Genomic DNA, 20,436 nt, shown 5'->3' with positions numbered 1-20,436 from the left:
GCCACACCGAGTGCTCCCCCACCCCGCGCCGCGCGGCCCCCCCCCCCCCCCCCCCCACCCCCCCCCCCCCCCCCCCCCCCGGGCGGGCCCCCCGGGGGGGCCCCCCCGCCGCCCCCCTCCGTCGCGCCCACCGCCGTCAGTGCGTCGGCAGCACGCACACCGTGTCGAGACCCAGCACCCGGTTCAGCCGCCCGAACGCCAGCCACGACCCCAGACTCATCGTCAGCTCCACGATCTCCACCTGGCTGTACGCCGCCGTCATCCGGCCCCAGAACTCGTCGTCGAGACCGTGGTGGTCCAGCGTGTACCGCTCCGCGTACTCCGCCGCGAGCCGCGTCCGCTCGTCGAAGACGTCCGCCGTCCGCCACTCGGCCACCGCGTCCGCGAACGACTCCTCGACCTTCTCGCCGTCCCGGTCGGTGCGCCAGTCCAGACAGAACTTGCAGCCGTTGATCTGCGCGATCCGCAGCCGCGCCGCCTCGAACTCCCGCAGCCCCAGCGTGGTGTGGGAGTACACGGACAGCGAGAAGTTCGCCGCCGCCATCCCGATCCCGGGCACCATGTCGCCCCACACGTACCCGATCGGCTCCTGGCCCTCGGGAATGTCGATGATCACCCTGTGCTCCTTCCCAGTTTCCCCACCGCCGGGCGCAACGGCACGTCCAGCGCGTCGTACAACCCCGGCTCCGCCTCCACCAGCCAGTCGATGGCCCCGACCAGGCGGCCGACCGCGGTCGCGTTGCCGCCCGCCGAACGGTTCTCGCCCTCGTCCGACGCCTCGACCGTCACCTCGATCCGCGGCCGCCCCTCCACGATCACCCGGTGCGCGCCCGAACCGTCCGGCGGCACCGGCCAGTCCGGCGCGCAGTCCGGATGGATCCGGGTGACGTGCTCGATCACCAGACGCGGCTCGCCGTCCACGATCCCCTGCACCTCGAAGCGCACCGCGCCCTGGGTGCCCGCCGCGAACTCGCCCATCGTCCGGGTCGTGACCGTCGCCTCCAGCGGCCGCCGTTCGAGCGTCTCGCGGATCTCGTCGAGCTCGACCTCGAGCGCCCGCGCCATCAGCCGCAGCTGCCCGCCCCACACCATCGTCGGCACCGACGGGAACAGCATCGGCGGCTCGTAGTCCATCGGCTGGCCCATGCCGACCAGATAACGGACCGAGTCCTCCTGCTCGTACGTCGAATAGTCGAAGATCTCCTGGCAGCGGATCGCCTCCACCGTGCTGCCGAGCCCGCTGACGAGCAGCGGCAGCACGTCGTTGCCCCAGCCGGGGTCCACACCGGAGGCGAACAGCGAACCGCCGCCCTCCTTCACCGCCGCGAGTACCGGATCCCGGAACTCGGGCGGCGCGCCCCGGTGGTCGTAGAGCGGATAGAGCGAGGGCGTCACCACGACGGCACCCGCCCGGATCGCCCGCGCCACGTCGGCGAGCGCGTCGTCCGGCCGGACGTCGCCGGACGCCGCGTACACGACGGCGCGCGGCCGCTCGGCCAGCACCGCCTCGACGTCGTCCCGCGCCGCCACCCCGAGCGGGCGCCCGAGCCCCGCGAGCTCGCCCGCGTCGCGGCCGACCTTGGCGGGGTTCGCGACGAGGACGGCCGAGAGAACGAGCGCCGGATGGGCGTCGACGGCCCGGATGGCCGCCCGCCCGACATTTCCGGTTCCCCATACCACGGTCGGAATCATGCGCGGAGGGTAGCGCCGGGGGCGCGAGGTTCCCAGAGGCGGGACAGGCCGGATCTGACGCAGTGTCAGAATGCGGGTGCGGGGCGGCCGGTACGGAGTCCGGTACGGGCCTCGGTACGGGGAGTCGTACGGCCCCGGCGCCCGCCCGCGCCCCGCCGGTACGGGCCCGGCGCCCCGCCGCTAGCGCGCGCCCCCCACGCACTCCGCGAACCCGCGCGGATCCTCCCGCCCGATCCGGCGCAGCGCCGCGGCCACCCGCTCGCCGGGCTCCGTGCCGTCGTCGGGCAGCCGCCACCGGAACATCAGCCACGGGCCGCTCTCCGCCGCCGTCCCCTCGAAGACGCCGGGACGGTACACGAGGTGGACCGTGGTGGTGTGCGGCTGCCGTCCGTCCGTGCCCACCAGCCGCACCTCGCAGTCCCAGCGGGCCGCCAGGCCCGGCCGCGCGCGCAGCGCCTCGCCGAGCAGCCACGCGGTCCGCCGGGCGGGCCAGGACCAGCGGTCGTCGGCGGTGGCGCGGGCCACCTCCGCGTCGTACGCGGCGGCGTCGAAGCGGTGCGCGGGCAGCTCGGGCGGGGCCGGACGGCCGACGAGCGGGGACGGGCGCCGCCAGTCCCGCCACACCACCGCGCCGCCCTCGCGGACCACCGTCGCCCGCAGCGTGCCGCAGCACCCCGATGAGCACCAGGTCTCCCCGAGGACGGCCTCGTGCGGTTCCCCGGTGGCCCGCAACGCGCCGTTCAGGAGCACCTGCTCGGGCGGGGCCCCGGCCGCGCCGCCCAGCGCCGCCGGGACCAGCGGCCGCCCGTCGACCAGGACCCGGACCTGCACCGCGCAGCCCAGGTCCGCCGGATCGCCCGAGAGCACCTCGACCCGGAACCGGCCGGGCGGCACGGGCGCGCGGAACACCCGCTCAACCGTGTAGTCGAACCAGGCGGAGCGGTGCCGGGCCTGCGGGGTCGCCGTCGCGCCGGGCCCGTCGAACACCCCGCTCCAGGTGGCCGCTTCGAGCACCGCCCCGAGCGTCACGAGCAGCCGCTCACGCTGCCCGTGCCGCCACGGCAGCACGGCGAGGGGCCCGCTGTGCAGTTCCACGGCGAGCGAGAGCAGCACGGCGGCGTGATCGTCGGTCGGCGGCAGGACATGGGCGTGCCGCACCACGGCCTCGCAGAGCTGCCGGGCCTCGCCGTACCGCAGGATCTCCGACTCGTGGTCGTGCGAGCGCGCCATCCGGACCAGGAGCAGGGCCGCCCGGGCGAGCAGCGGCGGATCCGGCGGCTCGTGACGCGCCAACTCCGCGAGCCCGAGGGCGTCCGCGATCCACCGGGCGGCCTCGGGGAACACCGCGTCCGCGTCGAAGGAGGGCGCGGCGAGGAGCGCCAGGGCGTCGTCGGCCGCGCCCGCGAGCGACGCGTCCACGAGCGGGCGCAGCGCGTGGGACGCGGGGATCCGGCCGTCGAGCCGGGCCAGCGCGGCGGTGGCCGGGTCCAGGGGTTCAAGCGCGGTCAGGGCGAGTCCGGACAGGAGCTCGAGGCGGGCGAGCGCCAGCAGCGAGGGGATGTCCTCGGCCTCACCGAGCCGTCCGAGCAGGGCGAGCCCGACGCACACCGGGTGGCGCGCCGTGCCCGTACGGACCAGTCGGCGGGCGAAGGCGCGGGCGGCGGGCTCGTCCGGCAGCGGCATGGTCCGGGCGACGCGCACCATCGCGGAGAGCCGCACCGGGAGTTCGGCGAGGCGGTGAGCCGTCTCCTCGGCGGTGGCGGGGGAGTCCGGTGCGCGGAGCAGGGGGGTGAGGGCGTCCCGTACGGCCGCGAAGGCAGGGGCACCCCGCAGCGTGGGGCCGACCGCTCTCGCGCCCCGGGGAAGCGGTGGGTCCTCGGGCAGCGCGGCCGCGGCGGGTGCGGACGGCGGCAGGCTCAGGGCGTACGCGTACAGCGCGGGTCGTGGGGTGCGCGCGGGGCGCTCCTCCGGGGGCCTCATCGGCCGGGGGTGTGCTCGATTCTTCCGATCATGCCGCAAGCATCGCGCACACCCCCGGGGCCGTCCAGCGGTTTTGTCCCCGGCGGGACGCCCCCCCCCAGCGGGGACGCCTCCTCAGCGGACCGGCTCCTCAGCGGGCCGGCTCCTCCACGAGCCGCAGCGTCACGAACGCGATGGTGTCGCCCGGCAGCACATAGCGCTCGGTCTCCTCGAAGCCCCGCGCCCGCGCGAAGGCCAAGCCCGCCTCGTTGCTCGCGAGCACCACCGTCTCCACACCCGCCTCGCTCAGCGTCCGCGCGTGCGCCAGGCCCCGCTCGTACAGCGCCGTGCCGTACCCCCGGCGCCGGAACGCGGGCAGGATGCGGGAGATGACCGTCGCCGCGGGCGTCTCGTCGTCGGGCGGGCGGACCGTGGAGCAGCCGATGGCCGTGCCGTCGAGATAGGCGACGTCGAGCCGGTTGCGGCCCGCGCGCTCCCGCACCTGCTCGGGGGAGAGCGGGGCGGTCGGGATGATCGTGTTGTGGATCAGCCGCCAGTCGGCGAGGAGCGCGGCCGACGCGTCCGGGTCGGCCGGGTCGGCGGTTTCGATACGGAGCTCGTTCAACAGGTTCACCCGGGCAGGAAATCGGGCCCGCCGCCCCGCCGTCAATCGCTTTCCGGGTGCACCCGGACGGGTGAGGCGGCCCGGGCACGGCGACAGGGCCGCGCTCGTACGGGTACGGATCCCGGCATTGCCCCGAGCCCCGGAGGAGCCCTCCCATGCCCGTCCGCAAGGGCACCACCGCCACCGTGCTGACGCCCGCCCGCGTCCGCACGCGCGCGCGTACCCGTACCGGCACCCGTGCCCGGCTCCGTACCGGCGCCACCGCACTGCCGTCCGTCCTGCTCCTGACCGGCCTCGTCGGCGGCCTCCTCACCGGCTGCGCCGGGCCACGTCCGCCCGCCGCCCCACCGGCCGCCGCGCCCGCCGCGGCCACGCCACCACCGGCCCGCTCCGCCCCCGCGGCCCCCACCGGCCGGGACGCCGCCAACCGGGCGCCCGCCCGCATCCCCGGCGTCGGCCCGCTCACCCACACCCGGATCCCCGACGGCACCAGCCAGGTCCTGGTGGTCAGCGGCGACGGCGTCGACGGCAATGTGGTCACCGCCGTGCTCCACGAGCGGGACCCGGCGGGCCGCTGGCACCGCGCGGCCGGGCCGTGGACCGGGCACAACGCGCTGCGCGGCTGGACCGACGACCATGTGGCGGGCGATCTGCGTTCGCCCACCGGCGTGTTCCGGATCGGTGACGCGGGCGGCAGGCTGCCGGACCCGGGCGCCCGCTTCCCGTACGACCAGGACGAGGAGTTCGCGGTGTCCGGCACCGGGTTCCTCGGCGAGTCACTGGAGGGCTCCTTCGACTACGTGGTGGCGATCGACTACAACCGGATCCCCGGCACCACCCCGCTCAACAAGGTGCGTCCGCTGGGCGCGGAGCGGGGCGGCGGGGTGTGGATCCACGTCGACCACGGCGGGCCCACGCAGGCGTGCGTGTCGCTGCCCCGCGAGCACATGACCGAACTCCTCCAGGCCCTCGACCCGGTCCGTGAACCCGTCGTCGTGATGGGCCCGGCGGCCTTCCTCGCCACCTGAGGACGCCGGACCCGCCGCCTGAGAGACGCCGGAACGCCGTACCTGAAGGCGGGCGGGGCCGGGCCCGACCGGCCCCGCCCCGCCCGCTCACGCCACCCGACCCCGCTCAGCCCTTCGTCGTCCGCAACGCCTCCGCGTGCTCCTTGATCTGCTCCGGGGTCAGATACACGTCGGTGTATTCGAAGTCCTTCAGGGTGCCCGATTTCGACGCCAGGAACCCGGTCCGTACGAAGTCGTCCCCGGCGACCGCGTTCAGCAGCCAGTTGGTCATCACCCGGGTCTTGGCCACGCCGGTGCGCAGCGCCGCCCAGTGGTAGCCGCGGGCCACCGCCTGCGCCGGCATCCCGTGCAGCTCGATGCCCAGGGGCTTGGACACCCCGTCGAGACCGCCGAGGTCGACGACCAGGCCCAGGTCCTTGTGTTCGTACGGCCGGGCGGGCTCGCCGCGCAGCGCGGCCACCACGTTGTCGGCGGCCACCTTGCCCTGGCGCATGGCGTGCTGGGCGGTGGGCGGGCAGATCGCACCCTCCTCGCCCTTGGCGAGGTCGGGGACGGCGGCGGCGTCGCCGAGCGCGTACACGCCCGGCAGCTCCGGCACCGCGAAGTCGGCGCCGACCACGAGCCGCCCGCGCAGGGTCTCCGCGCCGAGCGTGCCGATCAGCGGACTCGCGGCGACGCCCGCCGTCCAGATCAGGGTGCGGCAGGGCAGCACCCGGCCGTCCGTGAGGGTCACGTTCTCGTCGTCCACCGCGGCGACCGACACGCCCAGCGAGACCTGGATGCCGCGCTTGCGCAGGATCTCCAGGGCGGCCGCGCCGAGCTTCGGCCCGAGCTCGGGCATCAGCGTCGGCGCGATGTCGACCAGGTGCCACTTGATGAGCTGGGGGTCCAGCCGCGGATAGCGCTTGACCGCGTTGCTGGTGAGCAACTGCAGGCAGGCGGCGGTCTCCGTGCCCGCGTAGCCGCCGCCGACCACCACGAACTGCAGCCGCGCGGCCCGTTCGGCCTCGTCCTGGCTCGCGTCGGCGAGGTCGAGCTGCGCGATCACGTGGTCACGGATGTACGTGGCCTCCGCGAGCGTCTTCATGCCCCGGGCGTGCTCGGCGAGCCCCGGGATGTCGAAGGTGCGGGTGACACTGCCCGGGGCGAGCACCAGATGGTCGTACGGCTCGATCAGCGTCTCGCCCGTGATGGTGCGCACCACGCAGACCTTGGCGGCCGTGTCGACGCCGATCGCGCCGCCCGGGATGATCCGCGTCCTGTGCCGGGCGCTGCGCCGCAGCGAGAGCGCCACCGACTGCGGGGTGAGGACGCCGGAGGCGACCTGCGGCAGCAGGGGCAGATAGAGCTGGTACGAGAAGGGCGAGAGCAGCGAGATGACCGCCTCCCGCCCGGTGAGCCGCCGTTCAAGCCGCCTTACGCACGCGACCCCGGCGAAACCGGCGCCCACCACGAGGATTCTCGGTCGAGCCACGGTGAAAGACCGCCTTTCCCTGACCTGCGCTTGTCCCGCTCTTGAGCCTGTCTATCCGATCTATCCGAACCCATCATGAGGAAATCATTCATATCCGGCAAAAGGGTGATAGCGGATGGGGGATGGCGGGTGAGCCCCGCGAGGGCGTGCGACACGCCCGGGGGTGTGGCTGAGTGGGGTCATGTGGCAGTTCTTCGCGGACAACCCGTGGTTCACCCTGTTCCTCGTCATCGCGGCGGGCTCGCTCTTCGGCATGGTCCGCTTCGGGCCCGTGAAGCTCGGCGCGGCCGGTGTCCTCTTCGTGGGACTGCTCCTCGGCGCCCTCGACAAGGACATCGGCCCGGCGGTCCCGGCCGGACTCTCGGTCTTCGGCCTCGCCCTGTACGTGTACACGGTCGGCCTGGAGGCCGGTCCCGCCTTCTTCCGAGAACTGCGCCCGCAGCTCGCGGTGATGCTCGGCGCCATCGCCGCGCTGGTCGTCACCGCCGTGGCGGTCGGGCTGCTCGGGAACAAGGTCTTCGGCATCTCCGGCCCCTATCTGGCAGGCGGTTTCGCGGGCATCGGCACCACCACGCCCGGACTCGCCGCCGCCCAGGCGTCCTCCGACGACCCCACCGAACCGGCCACCGGTTACGCCATCGGCTACCCCCTCGCGGTCGTTCTCACCATCCTCTTCGTGTCCGCGCTCGCCGCCCTGCGCCACTGGCCCGCCCGCCGCGACCCCGGCACCGGGCTCCCGGCGAAGCTCGTCACCCGCACCGTCACGGTCGACCGCCCGGTGACCTGGGCCGAGGTGCCCGGCGTCGCCGACGGACGGCTGATCGCCAGCGTCCACCAGCCCGGCGGAGCGGACCCGCGGGTCGCCCGCGGCCTCGGCGCCCTCGCGCCGGGGGACAGGGTCGTCCTGGTCGGCGGCCCCGAAGCGGTCGCCGAAGGACTCGCCGCCCTCGGCACCGAGGCCCCCGACCACCTCCTGGACCGCCGCGACACCGTCGACTACCGGCGCATCCTGCTCACCAACCCCGACCTCGCCGGACGCACCGTCGGCGAACTCGGCCTCGGCGAGCGGTACGGGGCGATGGCCACCCGGGTCCGGCGCGGCGACCAGGACCTGCTCGCCCACGACGACCTGCTGCTCCAGCTCGACGACCGGGTCCGGGTGGTCATGCCCCGCACCCGTACGACCGAGGTCACCGGCTACCTCGGCGACACCGAGGCCAAGGTGAGCGAGGTCAGCGCCGTCAGCATGGGCATCGGACTCGCCGCCGGATTCCTCATCGGCATCCCCAAGCTCACCCTCGGCGCCACCACCCTCTCGCTCGGCACCGCCGCCGGCCCGCTCCTGATGGCCATGGTCCTCGGGCGGCTCCGCCGCACGGGACCGCTCGTCTGGGTGCTGCCGACCCGCGCCAACCTGACCCTGCGGCAGATCGGCCTGCTGGTCTTCCTCGCCTGCGTCGGCCTCACCTCGGGCTACGCCTTCCGCCGGGACGCCTTCTCGCTCTTCGGCCTCAAACTCCTGCTCGTGCTGTTCATCGGCGCCGTCCTCAGCTACGCCCTGATGGTCCTGGTCGCCCGGCTGCTCGGCCAGAGCCGGCCGCGGACCATGGGCCTGCTCGCGGGCTACGTCGGAAACCCGGCCATCACCGCGTACGCCAACAGCCGGGTGTCGGACAGCCGGATCAACACCGGCTACGCGACCCTGTTCGCGCTCGCGATCCTGGTGAAGATCGTCTGCATCCAGCTCATCGTGGGGCTGTGAACCAGGCCGTACGGGGGACGGGGCGCGGGTCCCGGTCGCCGTACGGCGGCACCCGGGTTACGTTCGCGACGATGCCCGCGCCCGCGCGCGGCCCCCTTCCGAGCGCCGTGAGCACGACGAGCGCCCGAACACCCCGAGGACGGCACCCGTATGACCACGTACAAGGTCGGCTACTTCGTCGGCAGCCTGTCGGAGAAGTCCATCAACCGGATCCTCTCCAAGGCCCTCATCCGGGTCGCGCCGCCCGGACTGGAGTTCCACGAGATCCCGATCAAGGACCTGCCGCTCTACAACCACGACTTCGACGCCGACTACCCGCCCGAGGGCCGCGCCCTGAAGGACGCGATCGCCGCGTCCGACGCGGTCCTCTTCGTCACCCCCGAGTACAACCGGTCCATCCCCGGCGGCCTCAAGAACGCCATCGACTGGGCGAGCCGCCCCTGGGGCACCAACTCCTTCACCCACAAGCCGTCGGCCGTGATCGGCACCTCGCCCGGCAAGATCGGCACCGCGGTGGCCCAGCAGAGCCTCCGCTCGGTGCTCAGCTTCTGCAACTCGCCGCAGATGAACGCCCCTGAGGGCTACATCCAGTTCACCCCCGGCCTGTTCGGCGACGACGGCGAGGTCACCGACCCGACGACGCTGCAGTTCCTGTCCGACTTCATGAAGGACTTCAAGGTCTTCGTCGAACGGGTGCACACGGTCCTGCCCCAGGGGTGACCGAGAGCGGGGCAGGACCGTGCCGGTGCCGGGCACGGGAGGCGGTGCGGGGGGTGCGGGGCGAGGCGGTGCGGGGGGTGCGGGGTGCGGCGGTGCGGGGGGTGCGGGGTGCGGCGGTGCGACGGCGTCGGGCGTGCTCAGCCGGAGATGCTGGGTGCGCCCGTCTCGATGTGGCCGGTGTAGCGGCGCGACCAGGTGCCGTCGATGTCGGCCAGGATCGTGAAGTCGTACCAGCCGTTGCTGTACGCGACCGCGTTGAAGTAGTCCTCACGGGACGACTTCGCCGGGACCGTGTACGTCCACGGGCCGTCCGCGCGGTACGCGTTGGAACGGACCGTGAAGGTGACCGCCGAGGACGAGTTGTTCGTCATCTTGAACCACAGCGCGGTCTTCCCGGTGCCCGGCTCGACGGCGTATCGGGCGGCGACCTCGATGTCCTTGCCCGCCTTCGACGCGTCGCCGATGAACCGGCGCAGGAAGCGGTTGGGGCCCATCATCGAGATGTCGTACTTGCCGGAGCCCGAGCCGAGACCGATGTTGAAGTAGTCGCTCGACGTGCTGTTCGGCTCCACCGTGTACTGCCAGGCGGCGGTGTCCCGGTACTGGTGCGGGTGGATCGAGAAGTGCGCGGGGCGGCGGGCCTCGGTGCCCTGGTTGGTCATCGAGAACCAGGCGAGGATCTTGCCCGCGGCTCCGAACTCGAACCGGTCGAGATTGCCGTTGACCTGGTACGGCAGGGCCCGCGCCGGGCGGGTGCCGGACTCCTGCGGCGGCAGCGCGTTGTCCTGCGGGGCCGGGTTGGGCAGCGGGCCGCAGGTGGCCTGGCCGATGACCTTGGCCGTCGACGGCAGGTTCGCGGGCACGCCGTACACCGGGCGGGCGAAGTCGAACACGCCGGTCAGGTCGCCGGTCACGCTGCGGCGCCAGGCGCTGACGTTCGGGCAGGCGGCCGGGGTGCCGAGCGCCGCCGTCCACACCTCCATGAAGCGCAGCACGGAGGTGTGGTCGAACACCTCGGAGCTGACCCAGCCGCCCCGGGTCCACGGCGACATCACGATCATCGGGACCCGGAAGCCCAGCCCGATCGGCACACCGTCGAGGTACTCGCCGGGGGTGCCGGGCGGCGCGATCGGCGGCGGCACGTGGTCGAAGAAGCCGTCGTTCTCGTCGTAGTTGAGGAACAGCACCGTCGAGTCGAAGACCTCGGGGTTCGCCGAGAGGGCGCGGTAGACCAGGTCGACGAAGTGGGCGCCGTCACCGGGCGGCGCGTACGGGTGCTCGGAGAACGCCTCGTTCGCCACCACCCACGACACCTGCGGCAGCGTCCCCGCCACCACATCCGCGCGGATCGCGGCGGCGATGTCGTCCGGGGTGGAGCCGGTCACCTTCGGCACCGAACCCATGCCCCGGTCGTACAGCGGGTCGCCCGGCTTGGCGTCGGTGAACTTCTTGAAGTACGCGAGGCCGTTGTCGCCGTAGTTGTCCTGGGCGTTCTGGTAGACCTTCCAGCTCATCCCGGCGCGCTGGAGCGCCTCGGCGTACGTCTCCCAGGTCAGCCCGGACTCGTCGCCGCCGTCCTTGCTGGAGGCGTCGACCTTGCCGCTCCACAGGAAGGTGCGGTTGGGGCCGGTGGCGCTGAGGGTCGAACAGAAGTAGGCGTCGCAGATGGTGTAGTTGTCGGCGAGCGCGTAATGGAAGGGTATGTCGCCGCGGTCCAGGTGGCCGAGGGTGCGGACGTTGCCGACGCCCGTCACCCAGTTGTCCATCCGGCCCTTGTTCCACGCCGAGTGCTGCGAGGACCAGCTGTGCGGCAGGTCGCCGTTGCACTGCGCCAGCGTCTCGCCGTCCACGCCGCCCGCGGCCGGGGTCGAGCTCAGCTTCCACGGGTACTGGCGGCCGCCCCAGTTGGGCTGGTTGAACATGCCCCAGCCGCCGGGGATGTTGCCCGCGGCCCGGTCACCGAAGCCGCGCACGCCGCGCAGCCGGCCGAAGTAGTGGTCGAAGCTGCGGTTCTCCTGCATGAGGATCACCACGTGCTTGACGTCCGTGATCGTCCCGGTCGCGGCCCGCGCCGACGCCGACGCCGTGCCGGCCGTCGCGGACGGCACCCCCGCCCCGGCGACAAGCCCGGCCCCGAGCCCGGCTCCGATCCCGACGAACCCTCTGCGGCTGATGGGAATCACAGCCCTGCCTCTCGTGTCCCGGAGTGCCCCGGTGGCACGCCGAGGACAGGATGGGGGACCGGGCCGCAAAGGTATACGGCCGTGCGGTAATCGGTTGGTTAACATCCCGAGGACGGCGAGGTGGTGGGGTGAAGACCGTTGACTGATTGGTTCGTTCGCGGACCATTGTGTGCAGTCGTCCCGTTGTCGGTGACCTGGCCTATTGGCGGGCGCTGGCGGGCCTGCCTGCTCGCCCACGTCGTGAGGTGGCCGACGGGGTGACGGGACTCGGCCCGCCAGCCGCACAGGCCGGGGCGGCGGTCGTCGCGCTGCGTGCCTGAGCGGCGGGCTCGTGCTCTGCGCCGAACCGCGCGCCGGATCCCACCCGCTCGGTTCGACGTGGGGCGGATCGCCACCAGAAGCTACCTGACCGTAGGCTGCCTGGTCATAGGCTTCGAGTGGGGTCCCGGCGGCGATTCTCCGAGACCTGGCGGCGAGCGGGCCCACGGAGGTCCCCGTCACCCCGGACGGGACCCGTCCCGCCCGGCGAGGCGGCATCGGACGAGGACGAGGAAGAGGAGGACGACACGTGAGCGACGCTGACCCGTACCTGTGGCTGGAGGACGTCGACGGCGAGCGGGCGCTCGCGTGGGTGCGGGAGCGGAATGCCGAGACCGCGGCCGAACTCGCCGCGGGGGAGGGGTTCGACGGGCTCGTCGCCGAGCTGCGGGAAGTACTTGACGCGCCCGACCGCATCCCGTACACCCGCCGCAGGGGCGAGCACCTCTACAACTTCTGGCAGAACGCCGAGCACCCCCGCGGCCTCTGGCGGCGCACCACGCTCGACGAGTACCGGAGCGACACGCCCGACTGGGAGCCGCTGCTCGACCTGGACGCGCTGGCCGCCGCCGAGGACGAGGACTGGACCTGGTCCGGGGCGCAGGTGCTGCGGCCCGCGTTCCGGCGCGCCCTGGTGAGCCTCGCGCGCGGCGGCGGGGACGCCGTCGTCGTACGCGAGTACGACCTCGCCGAGCGGGCCTTCGTCACCGACGGCTTCACCCTGCCCGAGGCCAAGACCGACATCGGCTGGATCGACGAGGACCACGTCTTCGTCGGCACCGACACGGGCCCCGGCTCCCTCACCACCTCCGGCTACCCCCGCACCGTCCGCCGCTGGCGCCGCGGCACCCCGCTCGACCAGGCCGGACTCGTCCACGAGGGCGCCGAGTCCGACCTCGCCGTGTCCGCCTGGCACGACCCCACCGAGGGCTTCGAGCGCGACTTCGCCGTCCGCTACCGGGACTTCTGGCACCACGAGACCCACCTGCTCCACCCCGACGGCACGGCCGAACGCATCGACGTCCCCGACGACGCCGACAGCTCCGTCCACCGGGAATGGCTCCTCGTCACCCCCAAGGCCCCCTGGCTCGACCAGCCCGCGGGCAGCCTCCTCACCTTCCGCTTCGACGACTTCCTCGCCGGCCGCCGCGACCCCGAGGTGCTGTTCACCCCCGACGACCGCACCTCCCTCGACGGACACGCCTGGACCCGCAACCACCTCGTCCTGTCGACCCTCCAGGACGTCGCCAGCAAGATGCACGTGCTCACCCCGCCCGAGAGCCCCGGCGCCCCCGGCGGCTGGCGGCGCACGGAGATCGCCGACATCCCGCCGCTCGCCTCCGCCGGGCTCACCGACACCGACCCCGACACCAGCGACGAGTACTTCCTCTCCGTCACAGGGCACCTCGTCCCGCCGTCCCTGCACCGCGGCGAGATCGGCGGCCCCGGCGAGCTCATCAAGCAGGCCCCCGAACGCTTCGACGCCACCGGCCTCGACGCCCGGCAGTACTTCGCCGTCTCCGCCGACGGCACCCGCGTCCCGTACACCGTCGTCGGCCCCCGCCCCGCCGCACCCGGCGCCCACACCCCGGGTCCCACCCTGCTCACCGGCTACGGCGGCTTCGAGGTCTCCCTCACCCCGTCGTACGACACCGTGCGCGGCCGGGCCTGGCTCGCCCGCGGTGGTACGTACGTGGTGGCGGGCATCAGGGGCGGCGGCGAGTACGGCCCCCGCTGGCACCGCAGCGCCCTCAAGGCCGACCGGCACCGCGCCTACGAGGACTTCGAGGCCGTCGCCCGCGACCTGACCGCCCGCGGCATCACCACCCCCGAACTCCTCGGCATCACCGGCGCCAGCAACGGCGGCCTGCTGATGGGCGCCATGCTGGTGCGCAGCCCCGAGCTGTTCGGCGCGATCGTCGCGCACGTGCCGCTGCTCGACATGCTCCGCTTCCACACCCTGCTCGCCGGAGCCAGCTGGATCGCCGAGTACGGGGACCCCGACGACCCGGCCGACCGGCCGCACCTCGCCGCGCTCTCCCCGTACCACCGGCTGACCGCCGACCGGCCCTACCCGCCGCTGCTGCTCACCACCTCGACCCGCGACGACCGGGTGCACCCCGGTCACGCCCGCAAGGCCGCCGCCCGGCTGCGCGAGCTCGGCCACCGGGTGCTGCTCCACGAGACCCTCGCGGGCGGCCACGCCGGAGCCGCCGACCACGAGCACGCCGCCTACAACAGCGCCCTGGAGCACACCTTCCTCTGGCGGACCCTGGCACCGGAGGGTTCCGGCGCCTGATTCCGGCGCCTGATTCCGGGGGCCGGGCCGGGCCGGTGCATCGGGCCGGGGTCAGACCAGGGCGCCGTCGCGGGCGACCACCCGGCCCGCCCGGACCACCAGTTCGCGGCGGGGCAGGTCCACCACGGCCTGCGGCACGCACTCGCCCGCCACCAGCATGAAGTCGGCGGGCGCGCCCGGGCGCAGGTCCGCCCGGTCGAGGCCGAGCAGTTCGGCCCCGCCGTGCGCCGCCAGGTCGAAGCAGGCCCGGAGCTCCTCGTCCAGGCGCGCGTCGAGCGCCCAGCCGGCCAGCCAGGCCCGGTGCAGCATGTCGGCGTTGCCGAACGGGCTCCAGTTGTCCCGCACACCGTCCGAGCCGAGCCCGACCACCACCCCGCGCTCGGCGAGCCGCCGGAACGGCAGGACGGTCACCGAGGACAGCGCCACCGTGGTCAGCGCCACCCCGGACGCGGCCAGCAGGTCGGCCGTCTCGTCGAGCTCCCGGCCGGACAGCTGGGCGACGGCGAAGGCATGGGCGACGCTCACCTTGCCCTGAAGACCGAGCGCCTTCGTCCGGGCGGCGATGTCCCGCAGCGGCGCCAGACCGGTCTCGCCCCGGTCGTGCAGATGGATGTCGAGGCCGAGACCGTGCCGCTCGGCGAGCCCGAACACCGTGTCGAGCTGGCCGCCGTCCGCGCCGCCCACCGCGCCGGTCGTGTCCGTCGCGCCGGTCGAGCCCGCCGCGCCGGTCGCGTCGAAACCGGCCGGGTCGATCCCGCCGATGTGCGTGATCAGACCGCTCGCCGCCGCCTCGGCCAACAGCTCCGTCACCCCCGGAGTGCGCACCACACCGTGCTGCGGGAACGCCACGAGTTCCACGTCCACGACGCCCCGCAGCCGCTCGCGCGCCTCCGCGATCCCCTCGAGTCCCGACAGACCGAAGGCCGGGGCCACATCGGCGTGCGCCCGCATCGCCCGGGTGCCCTGCGCCGCCGCGTGCGCCATCAGCCGGTACGCGCGCTCACCGACCGGCGTCGGAAGCGCCCGGGCGAGTTCCACATCACCCGCGACGTACTCGGCGATCCCCTCGGCGGCCCGGCGGCTGTGCCACGGCTCGCCCCACGAGGTCTTGTCCGGGTGGATGTGCGCGTCGACCAGCGTCGGCAGCGCCATCCGGCCGCCGCCCTCGACCACCTCCACGGCCGCGCCCTCCGGCACAGACGCCACCAGCACCCCGTCCACGGCGACGAGATCGCCCACGGCGCCGCCGAACGGACGGACGTTCCGGAAGACGGTGGCCGAGGCCGAGGCCGAGGGCGACGGCGACGGCGATGACGAGGAGGGGACGGGGGCGGGGGTGGCGGACACGGCGGACTCCAGGGAGCGGTTCAGGGAACAAAAAGGGCGGTGTCTCTTTGGTATACCACGTGGTATACCAAAGAGACACCGCCCGGCCCGGCCCCGAGGTCAGTCCGTGCGCCGCGCCAGGAGATAGCCGCGGCGCGTCTCCGCCTCGTGCGGGTACGGGGCCCGTTCCAGCTCCGCCTCGATCCGGAAACCGGCCGCTCGCAGCGCGTCCGCCACGGCGGCGGGCTCCAGGTAGTGGAAGTCGATGTCCACGGAATGCCCCCACCACTGGTCCAGGTGATGGGTCTCGCTCCCGATGTGGAAGGACACCAGCAGCCGGCCGCCGGGCCGCAGCACCCGACGGATCTCCGTCAGAGCCGGGAGCAGTTCCCCGGGGCCCAGGTGGATCAGCGAGTACAGCGCGACGGCGGCGTCGAACTCACCGTCACGCGCCGGAAGCCGCAGCAGGTTCCCGGTCCGGAACTCGACCTCCGGGTACGACTCCCGCCCGAGCGCGACCATGGCGGGGGAGAGGTCCACCCCGACCACCGTCCCCGCGCCCCGCCCGGCGAGCCAGGCGGCCACATGCCCTGGCCCGCAGCCCAGATCGGCCACCGCGGCGCCCGCGCCCGCCTCCTCGGCCAGCGCTCCGAGCAGCGCCCGGTCGAGCGGCTTCCCGGCCAGTTCGTCACCGATCCGGGCACGGTACTCCCCGGCGACGGTGTCGTAGCTGCGCCGCACCCGCTCGTGCGCGGTGCCGCCACCGGCGGCCGAGGCGGCTTCCGCCCGGCCGTCCGCACCGGCGTCCGGCGCCCGGGCGCCGCGAGCCTCCCCGCCGTCCTCGACCCGCTCGTCCATCGGCTTCCCCCTTGCGTCCAGTTCTGTCCACGACCCGGCCCGGCCCGGTCCCGCCCCCGTCACGGCCCTGGCCCCGCCCCCGTCGCAGGCCGCAGCGCCTAACGCATGGGCACCGGCAGACCGGCCTGGTGGGCGCCGAGCCCCGCCGGCGGCATTTGGATCACCCGGCTGAGGTCCCGCAGCACCTCCTCCGCGGTCCGGCGCGCGTCACCGGGCACGTCCCCCTGCTCGCGTATGAGCTCGGCGTAGATCGGGGCGGAGGGGTCCGGGTGATTCATGGGGCTCGCTTCCTCGGGTTGGGGCGTTCGGCCCGGCAGTCTACGGGCTGCCGCGTCCCGGCCCCGCCCCCGCGGTCGGCGCCCACGCTAAATTCGCTGGTCGGAGGGGGGAGGGCGAGGAAACAATGAGGGCCGACGAAAGGGAAGGAACCCTCATGAGCCAGGCGCACCTGACTCTCGACGCGCTGCTGCCGCCGGACGAGCTCGCGGCAGCGGTCGAAGCAGGCCACGTGACCCGCAAGCGGCACCCCGAGCTGCCGTTGTCGATCTACACGTACACGCGGGCCTGTCAGTACGAAGGCGTCTGGAACCAGGTCACCACCCGCTGCCGCGGTCTCGTCGCCGACGACGAGACCGGCCGGATCATCGCCCTGCCGCTGCCCAAGTTCTTCAACGTCTCCGAGCACGAGAGCGGCCGCCCCTACGCGCCCGCGCTGCCCGACGAGCCGTTCGAGGTGTACGAGAAGGTCGACGGCAGCCTCGGCGTCGTCTTCCACTACGCGGACCGCTGGCGGGTCGCCTCCAAGGGCTCCTTCGGCAGCACCCAGGCCACCTGGGCGCAGCGCCGCCTGGACGCCGCCGACACCTCGGCGCTCGCGCCCGGCACGACGTACCTCACCGAGATCCTCTACCCGGAGAACCGGATCGTCGTCGACTACGGCGACCGCCGCGACCTCGTGCTGCTCGCCGCGTTCCGCGCCGACGGCACCGAGACGCCGCTCGCCGAGGCCGCGACCGCCTGGGCGGGCATCGGCTCCGTCGTGACCGTCCACCCGCCGCTCGCGCTCGACGAACTCCTCAAGCAGACGGAGACCAGCACCCTGCCCGACGGCGCCGCGGCCACCGGCACCGACGCCGAGGGCTATGTGCTGCGCTTCGCCTCCGGCGTGCGCGCCAAGGCGAAGATCGCCGAGTACGTGCGGCTGCACAAGGTCCTCACCGGCGTCACCGAGCGGGACATCTGGCGCGGCCACGGCATCCAGCGGTTCGCCGGCACCGACGCCAAGACCCTGGCCCAGGGCCTCGGCCTGTCCATGGCCGAGCTCGGCGGCATACGGGCCGCGGGCGGCCGCCCGCTCGACGCGCTCCTGGAGCAGGTGCCGGACGAGTTCGACGCCTGGGTGCGGGGCGTCATCGCCCGCATCGAGGACGAGTTCGCCGCCCGCGAGCGGGCCATCGACGAGGCGTACGCCTCGCTCGCCCCGCTCGCCGACGACCGCGGCGCCTTCGCCCGCGCGGCGCGGGCGCTGCCCGACAAGCAGCTGCGCTCCGCCGTCTTCCTGCGCCTCGACAACCGCCGCACCGACCTGCTGGTCTGGCGACAGCTGCGCCCCGAGACCGCCGACCCCTTCACCGACGACAAGGAGAACTGATCGTGCCCGTGGTCCACGTCATGACCGGACTGCCGGCCTCCGGCAAGACCACCGCCGCCCGCGCCCTGCAGGAGCGGTCCGAAGGCCGGATGCGCCGCGTCAACCTCGACGACCTGCGCACCATGCTCGACCTGCCGGGCGGCGACCGCCGCACGCCCGGTCACGAGCGGACGGTCCTGGACGTCCAGGACGCGGCGGTCCGCGCCGCGGTCGACGACGGCTTCGACGTCGTCGTCGACAACACCCACCTCACCCCGCACATCCCCAAGCGGCTGATGGCCGCGGTCGCCGGGCGCGAGGTCACCTTCGTCGTGCACGACTTCACGGACGTGCCGGTCGAGGAGTGCGTACGCCGGGACGCCGCCCGCGAGCGGCAGGTCGGCGAGGAGATCATCCGGATCCTCGCCGACAAGCACGCGAAGGCCACCCGGGGCGGCTGGAAGCTCACCGCGGAATGGCTCAACCACCGGCCCGCCGCCACCCCGTACGAGGCCGACCCCGCGCTGCCCTCGGCCGTCCTCTGCGACATCGACGGCACCCTCGCGCTGCGCGGCGACCGCGGCCCGTACGACTTCACCCGCTGCGACCTCGACCTCCTCAACACCCCCGTCCGCGACGCCCTGCGGGCCTTCCGGGCCACCGAGCGGGACCGGATCGTGCTGCTGTCCGGCCGCAGCGAGGACCACCGGGAGCTGACGGAGGCGTGGCTGCGCCGGTACGAGGTGCCGTACGACGAACTGTGGATGCGGGCCTCCGACGACGGCCGGTCCGACGACCTGGTCAAGGCCGAGCTGTTCGACGCCCACGTCCGCCACCGCTACGCGGTCCGCGTCTCGCTCGACGACCGGGACCGGGTGGTCGCGGTCTGGCGCCGGATGGGCCTGCCCACCTGGCAGGTCAACTACGGCAACTTCTGACCGGGGACGAGCCGGTTCCGACCGGGGACGAGCCGGGATCCGGAACGTCGGACGGTGCGGGCGGCGGGGGCGGCCTTCGGGCGGCCTCCGCCGTCCGACCTAGGACCGGCGACCGGCGATTCGTCCCGGGGCCGGATGCCGGGCGCCGGAGCGCCGTCCTAGGGTAGGTCGGTGGCCCGTCATGGGCTGACGACCCGCACGACCCGTACGACCGAGGAGATGGACCGACGCATGATCCGCCGCACCGACGAGGTCGAGGACCTCATGCACCGCTTCCCGCACGTCCCGAAGGAGGCGGTGATCAAGGAGGACCTGCTGCGCGGCGGCATCGCCTTCGACGATTCCGCGCTCACCGACTCGGGCGACGAGGCGGCCGGTGAGGTCAAGCCCAAGTCGTACTTCATCTTCTCCTTCGACCACCGCACCCTGCCCGAACTCGGGCAGGCCGCGCTGCGCCGTCCGCCGGAGGAGATCGTCCTCACCGGCGGCCCGTACGAGCTGCGCCGCACCGTGGTGTCCGTCCGGGTCAACCCGGCGTCGCCGTACCGGGTCGCCGCGGGCGACGACGGTCTGCTCGGGCTCTACCTCGACGGACGCCGGATCGCCGACGTCGGCCTCCCGCCGATGCCCGAGTACTACCGGCACACCCTCGCCAACGGGAAGTCGGTGATGGAGGTCGCCCCCACCATCCAGTGGGGCTACCTGATCTATCTGACGGTCTTCCGGGTCTGCCAGTACTTCGGCGCCAAGGAGGAGTGCCAGTACTGCGACATCAACCACAACTGGCGCCAGCACAAGGCCGCCGGACGCCCCTACACGGGCGTGAAGCCGGTCGAGGAGGTCCTGGAGGCCCTCGCGATCATCGACAAGTACGACACCACCGGCTCCTCCACCGCCTACACCCTCACCGGCGGCGCCGTCACCTCGCACATCGGCGGCAAGGACGAGGCCGACTTCTACGGCCAGTACGCCGAGGCCATCGAGGACGCCTTCCCCGGCCGCTGGATCGGCAAGGTCGTCGCCCAGGCGCTGCCGAAGGCCGACGTCCAGCGGTTCAAGGACTACGGCATCCAGATCTACCACCCCAACTACGAGGTGTGGGACAAGCGGCTGTTCGAGCTCTACTGCCCCGGCAAGGAGCGCTACGTCGGCCGCGACGAGTGGCACCGCCGGATCCTGGACTCGGCCGAGGTCTTCGGCCCGCGCAACGTCATCCCCAACTTCGTGGCGGGCGTGGAGATGGCGGAGCCGTTCGGTTTCACCTCGGTCGACGAGGCCATCGCCTCCACCACGGAGGGCCTGGAGTACTTCATGTCCCGTGGCATCACGCCGCGGTTCACCACCTGGTGCCCCGAGCCCACCACCCCGCTCGGCAAGGCCAACCCGGCCGGCGCCCCGCTGGAGTACCACATCCGGCTGCTCGACGCCTACCGCGCCACCATGGAGTCCCACGGCCTCAGCTCCCCGCCCGGCTACGGCCAGCCCGGACCCGGCCGCGCCGTCTTCTCGGTGAGCTCCTTCATGGACAGCCTGCCCGCCGAGGACTGACCCCCGGACCGGACCGGACGGACCTGCGGCCGCCCCCGTCGTCGGCCCCGACTCCGGCCCCCAACTCCGGGGTCGG

The 20,436-nt window shown here is 73.6% G+C and carries 16 protein-coding genes; 7 read left to right on the top strand and 9 right to left on the bottom strand.

The genetic code is table 11. From position 1 onward, the window contains the following. Window positions 1–136 precede the first annotated feature (136 nt). From ACIPXM_RS33535 to ACIPXM_RS33520, 4 genes are all read right to left on the bottom strand, one after another. Window positions 137–616, bottom strand: coding sequence for a carboxymuconolactone decarboxylase family protein (locus ACIPXM_RS33535; RefSeq protein ID WP_401663378.1), 480 nt, complete (start codon window positions 614–616; stop codon window positions 137–139). Beyond that, window positions 613–1,692, bottom strand: a complete 1,080-nt coding sequence (locus ACIPXM_RS33530) for a dihydrodipicolinate reductase (protein WP_401663376.1) — start codon at window positions 1,690–1,692, stop codon at window positions 613–615. Before ACIPXM_RS33530 ends, ACIPXM_RS33535 begins: the two co-directional genes overlap by 4 nt. Window positions 1,693–1,872: 180 nt before the next feature. Continuing rightward, window positions 1,873–3,672 carry a hypothetical protein gene (locus tag ACIPXM_RS33525; protein ID WP_401663373.1) on the bottom strand — a complete coding sequence of 600 codons (1,800 nt, stop codon included), beginning with the start codon at window positions 3,670–3,672 and terminating at the stop codon, window positions 1,873–1,875. A gap of 130 nt (window positions 3,673–3,802) precedes the next feature. Further along, window positions 3,803–4,276 (bottom strand): GNAT family N-acetyltransferase, encoded by a 474-nt coding sequence (locus ACIPXM_RS33520; RefSeq protein WP_401663406.1) that lies wholly within the window; start codon window positions 4,274–4,276, stop codon window positions 3,803–3,805. A 155-nt stretch (window positions 4,277–4,431) separates the two neighbouring features. On the opposite strand from ACIPXM_RS33520, the gene ACIPXM_RS33515 reads away from it, so the two are divergent. Further along, window positions 4,432–5,304 carry a L,D-transpeptidase family protein gene (locus ACIPXM_RS33515; protein ID WP_401663371.1) on the top strand — a complete coding sequence of 291 codons (873 nt, stop codon included), beginning with the start codon at window positions 4,432–4,434 and terminating at the stop codon, window positions 5,302–5,304. 106 nt (window positions 5,305–5,410) lie between these two features. Here ACIPXM_RS33515 and ACIPXM_RS33510 read toward each other — a convergent pair whose 3' ends face one another. Next, the gene (locus ACIPXM_RS33510; protein ID WP_401663369.1) at window positions 5,411–6,778 is read right to left on the bottom strand and encodes an NAD(P)/FAD-dependent oxidoreductase; all 1,368 of its coding nucleotides are present in this window, start codon (window positions 6,776–6,778) and stop codon (window positions 5,411–5,413) included. Window positions 6,779–6,959: 181 nt separating this feature from the next. Between ACIPXM_RS33510 and ACIPXM_RS33505 the strand changes: the two genes are divergently transcribed. Then, the gene (locus ACIPXM_RS33505; protein ID WP_401663366.1) at window positions 6,960–8,540 is read left to right on the top strand and encodes an aspartate:alanine exchanger family transporter; all 1,581 of its coding nucleotides are present in this window, start codon (window positions 6,960–6,962) and stop codon (window positions 8,538–8,540) included. 150 nt (window positions 8,541–8,690) lie between these two features. After that, a complete protein-coding gene (locus ACIPXM_RS33500; protein WP_401663363.1) occupies window positions 8,691–9,260 on the top strand; it encodes an NADPH-dependent FMN reductase in 570 nt (189 codons plus the stop codon). Between the two features lie 137 nt (window positions 9,261–9,397). On the opposite strand, the gene ACIPXM_RS33495 is transcribed toward ACIPXM_RS33500, so the two are convergent. Further along, window positions 9,398–11,443 carry a phosphocholine-specific phospholipase C gene (locus tag ACIPXM_RS33495; RefSeq protein WP_401663361.1) on the bottom strand — a complete coding sequence of 682 codons (2,046 nt, stop codon included), beginning with the start codon at window positions 11,441–11,443 and terminating at the stop codon, window positions 9,398–9,400. A 568-nt stretch (window positions 11,444–12,011) separates the two neighbouring features. On the opposite strand from ACIPXM_RS33495, the gene ACIPXM_RS33490 reads away from it, so the two are divergent. Next, window positions 12,012–14,060, top strand: a complete 2,049-nt coding sequence (locus ACIPXM_RS33490) for a prolyl oligopeptidase family protein (protein WP_401663359.1) — start codon at window positions 12,012–12,014, stop codon at window positions 14,058–14,060. 51 nt (window positions 14,061–14,111) lie between these two features. On the opposite strand, the gene ACIPXM_RS33485 is transcribed toward ACIPXM_RS33490, so the two are convergent. From ACIPXM_RS33485 to ACIPXM_RS33475, 3 genes are all read right to left on the bottom strand, one after another. Beyond that, window positions 14,112–15,431, bottom strand: a complete 1,320-nt coding sequence (locus ACIPXM_RS33485; RefSeq protein WP_401663404.1) for an amidohydrolase — start codon at window positions 15,429–15,431, stop codon at window positions 14,112–14,114. A gap of 75 nt (window positions 15,432–15,506) precedes the next feature. Beyond that, window positions 15,507–16,244, bottom strand: a complete 738-nt coding sequence (locus tag ACIPXM_RS33480) for a class I SAM-dependent methyltransferase (protein WP_401663357.1) — start codon at window positions 16,242–16,244, stop codon at window positions 15,507–15,509. Between the two features lie 98 nt (window positions 16,245–16,342). After that, entirely contained in the window at window positions 16,343–16,522 is a 180-nt protein-coding gene (locus ACIPXM_RS33475; RefSeq protein ID WP_401663355.1) for a hypothetical protein, read from the bottom strand. A 155-nt stretch (window positions 16,523–16,677) separates the two neighbouring features. On the opposite strand from ACIPXM_RS33475, the gene ACIPXM_RS33470 reads away from it, so the two are divergent. From ACIPXM_RS33470 to ACIPXM_RS33460, 3 genes are all read left to right on the top strand, one after another. Then, window positions 16,678–17,895 (top strand): RNA ligase, encoded by a 1,218-nt coding sequence (locus ACIPXM_RS33470; RefSeq protein ID WP_401663353.1) that lies wholly within the window; start codon window positions 16,678–16,680, stop codon window positions 17,893–17,895. 2 nt (window positions 17,896–17,897) lie between these two features. Beyond that, window positions 17,898–18,812 carry an AAA family ATPase gene (locus ACIPXM_RS33465; protein ID WP_401663350.1) on the top strand — a complete coding sequence of 305 codons (915 nt, stop codon included), beginning with the start codon at window positions 17,898–17,900 and terminating at the stop codon, window positions 18,810–18,812. Window positions 18,813–19,043: 231 nt separating this feature from the next. Beyond that, window positions 19,044–20,360: a radical SAM protein gene (locus ACIPXM_RS33460; RefSeq protein ID WP_401663401.1), complete on the top strand. Its 1,317-nt coding sequence runs from the start codon at window positions 19,044–19,046 to the stop codon at window positions 20,358–20,360. The last annotated feature ends 76 nt before the right edge of the window (window positions 20,361–20,436 follow it).

This window comes from Streptomyces sp. NPDC090025 (assembly GCF_044748125.1).
GTDB lineage: Bacteria > Actinomycetota > Actinomycetes > Streptomycetales > Streptomycetaceae > Streptomyces.
The sequence above is the reverse complement of the archived record's forward strand: the minus strand, read 5'-3'. Positions and strand labels throughout refer to the sequence as shown.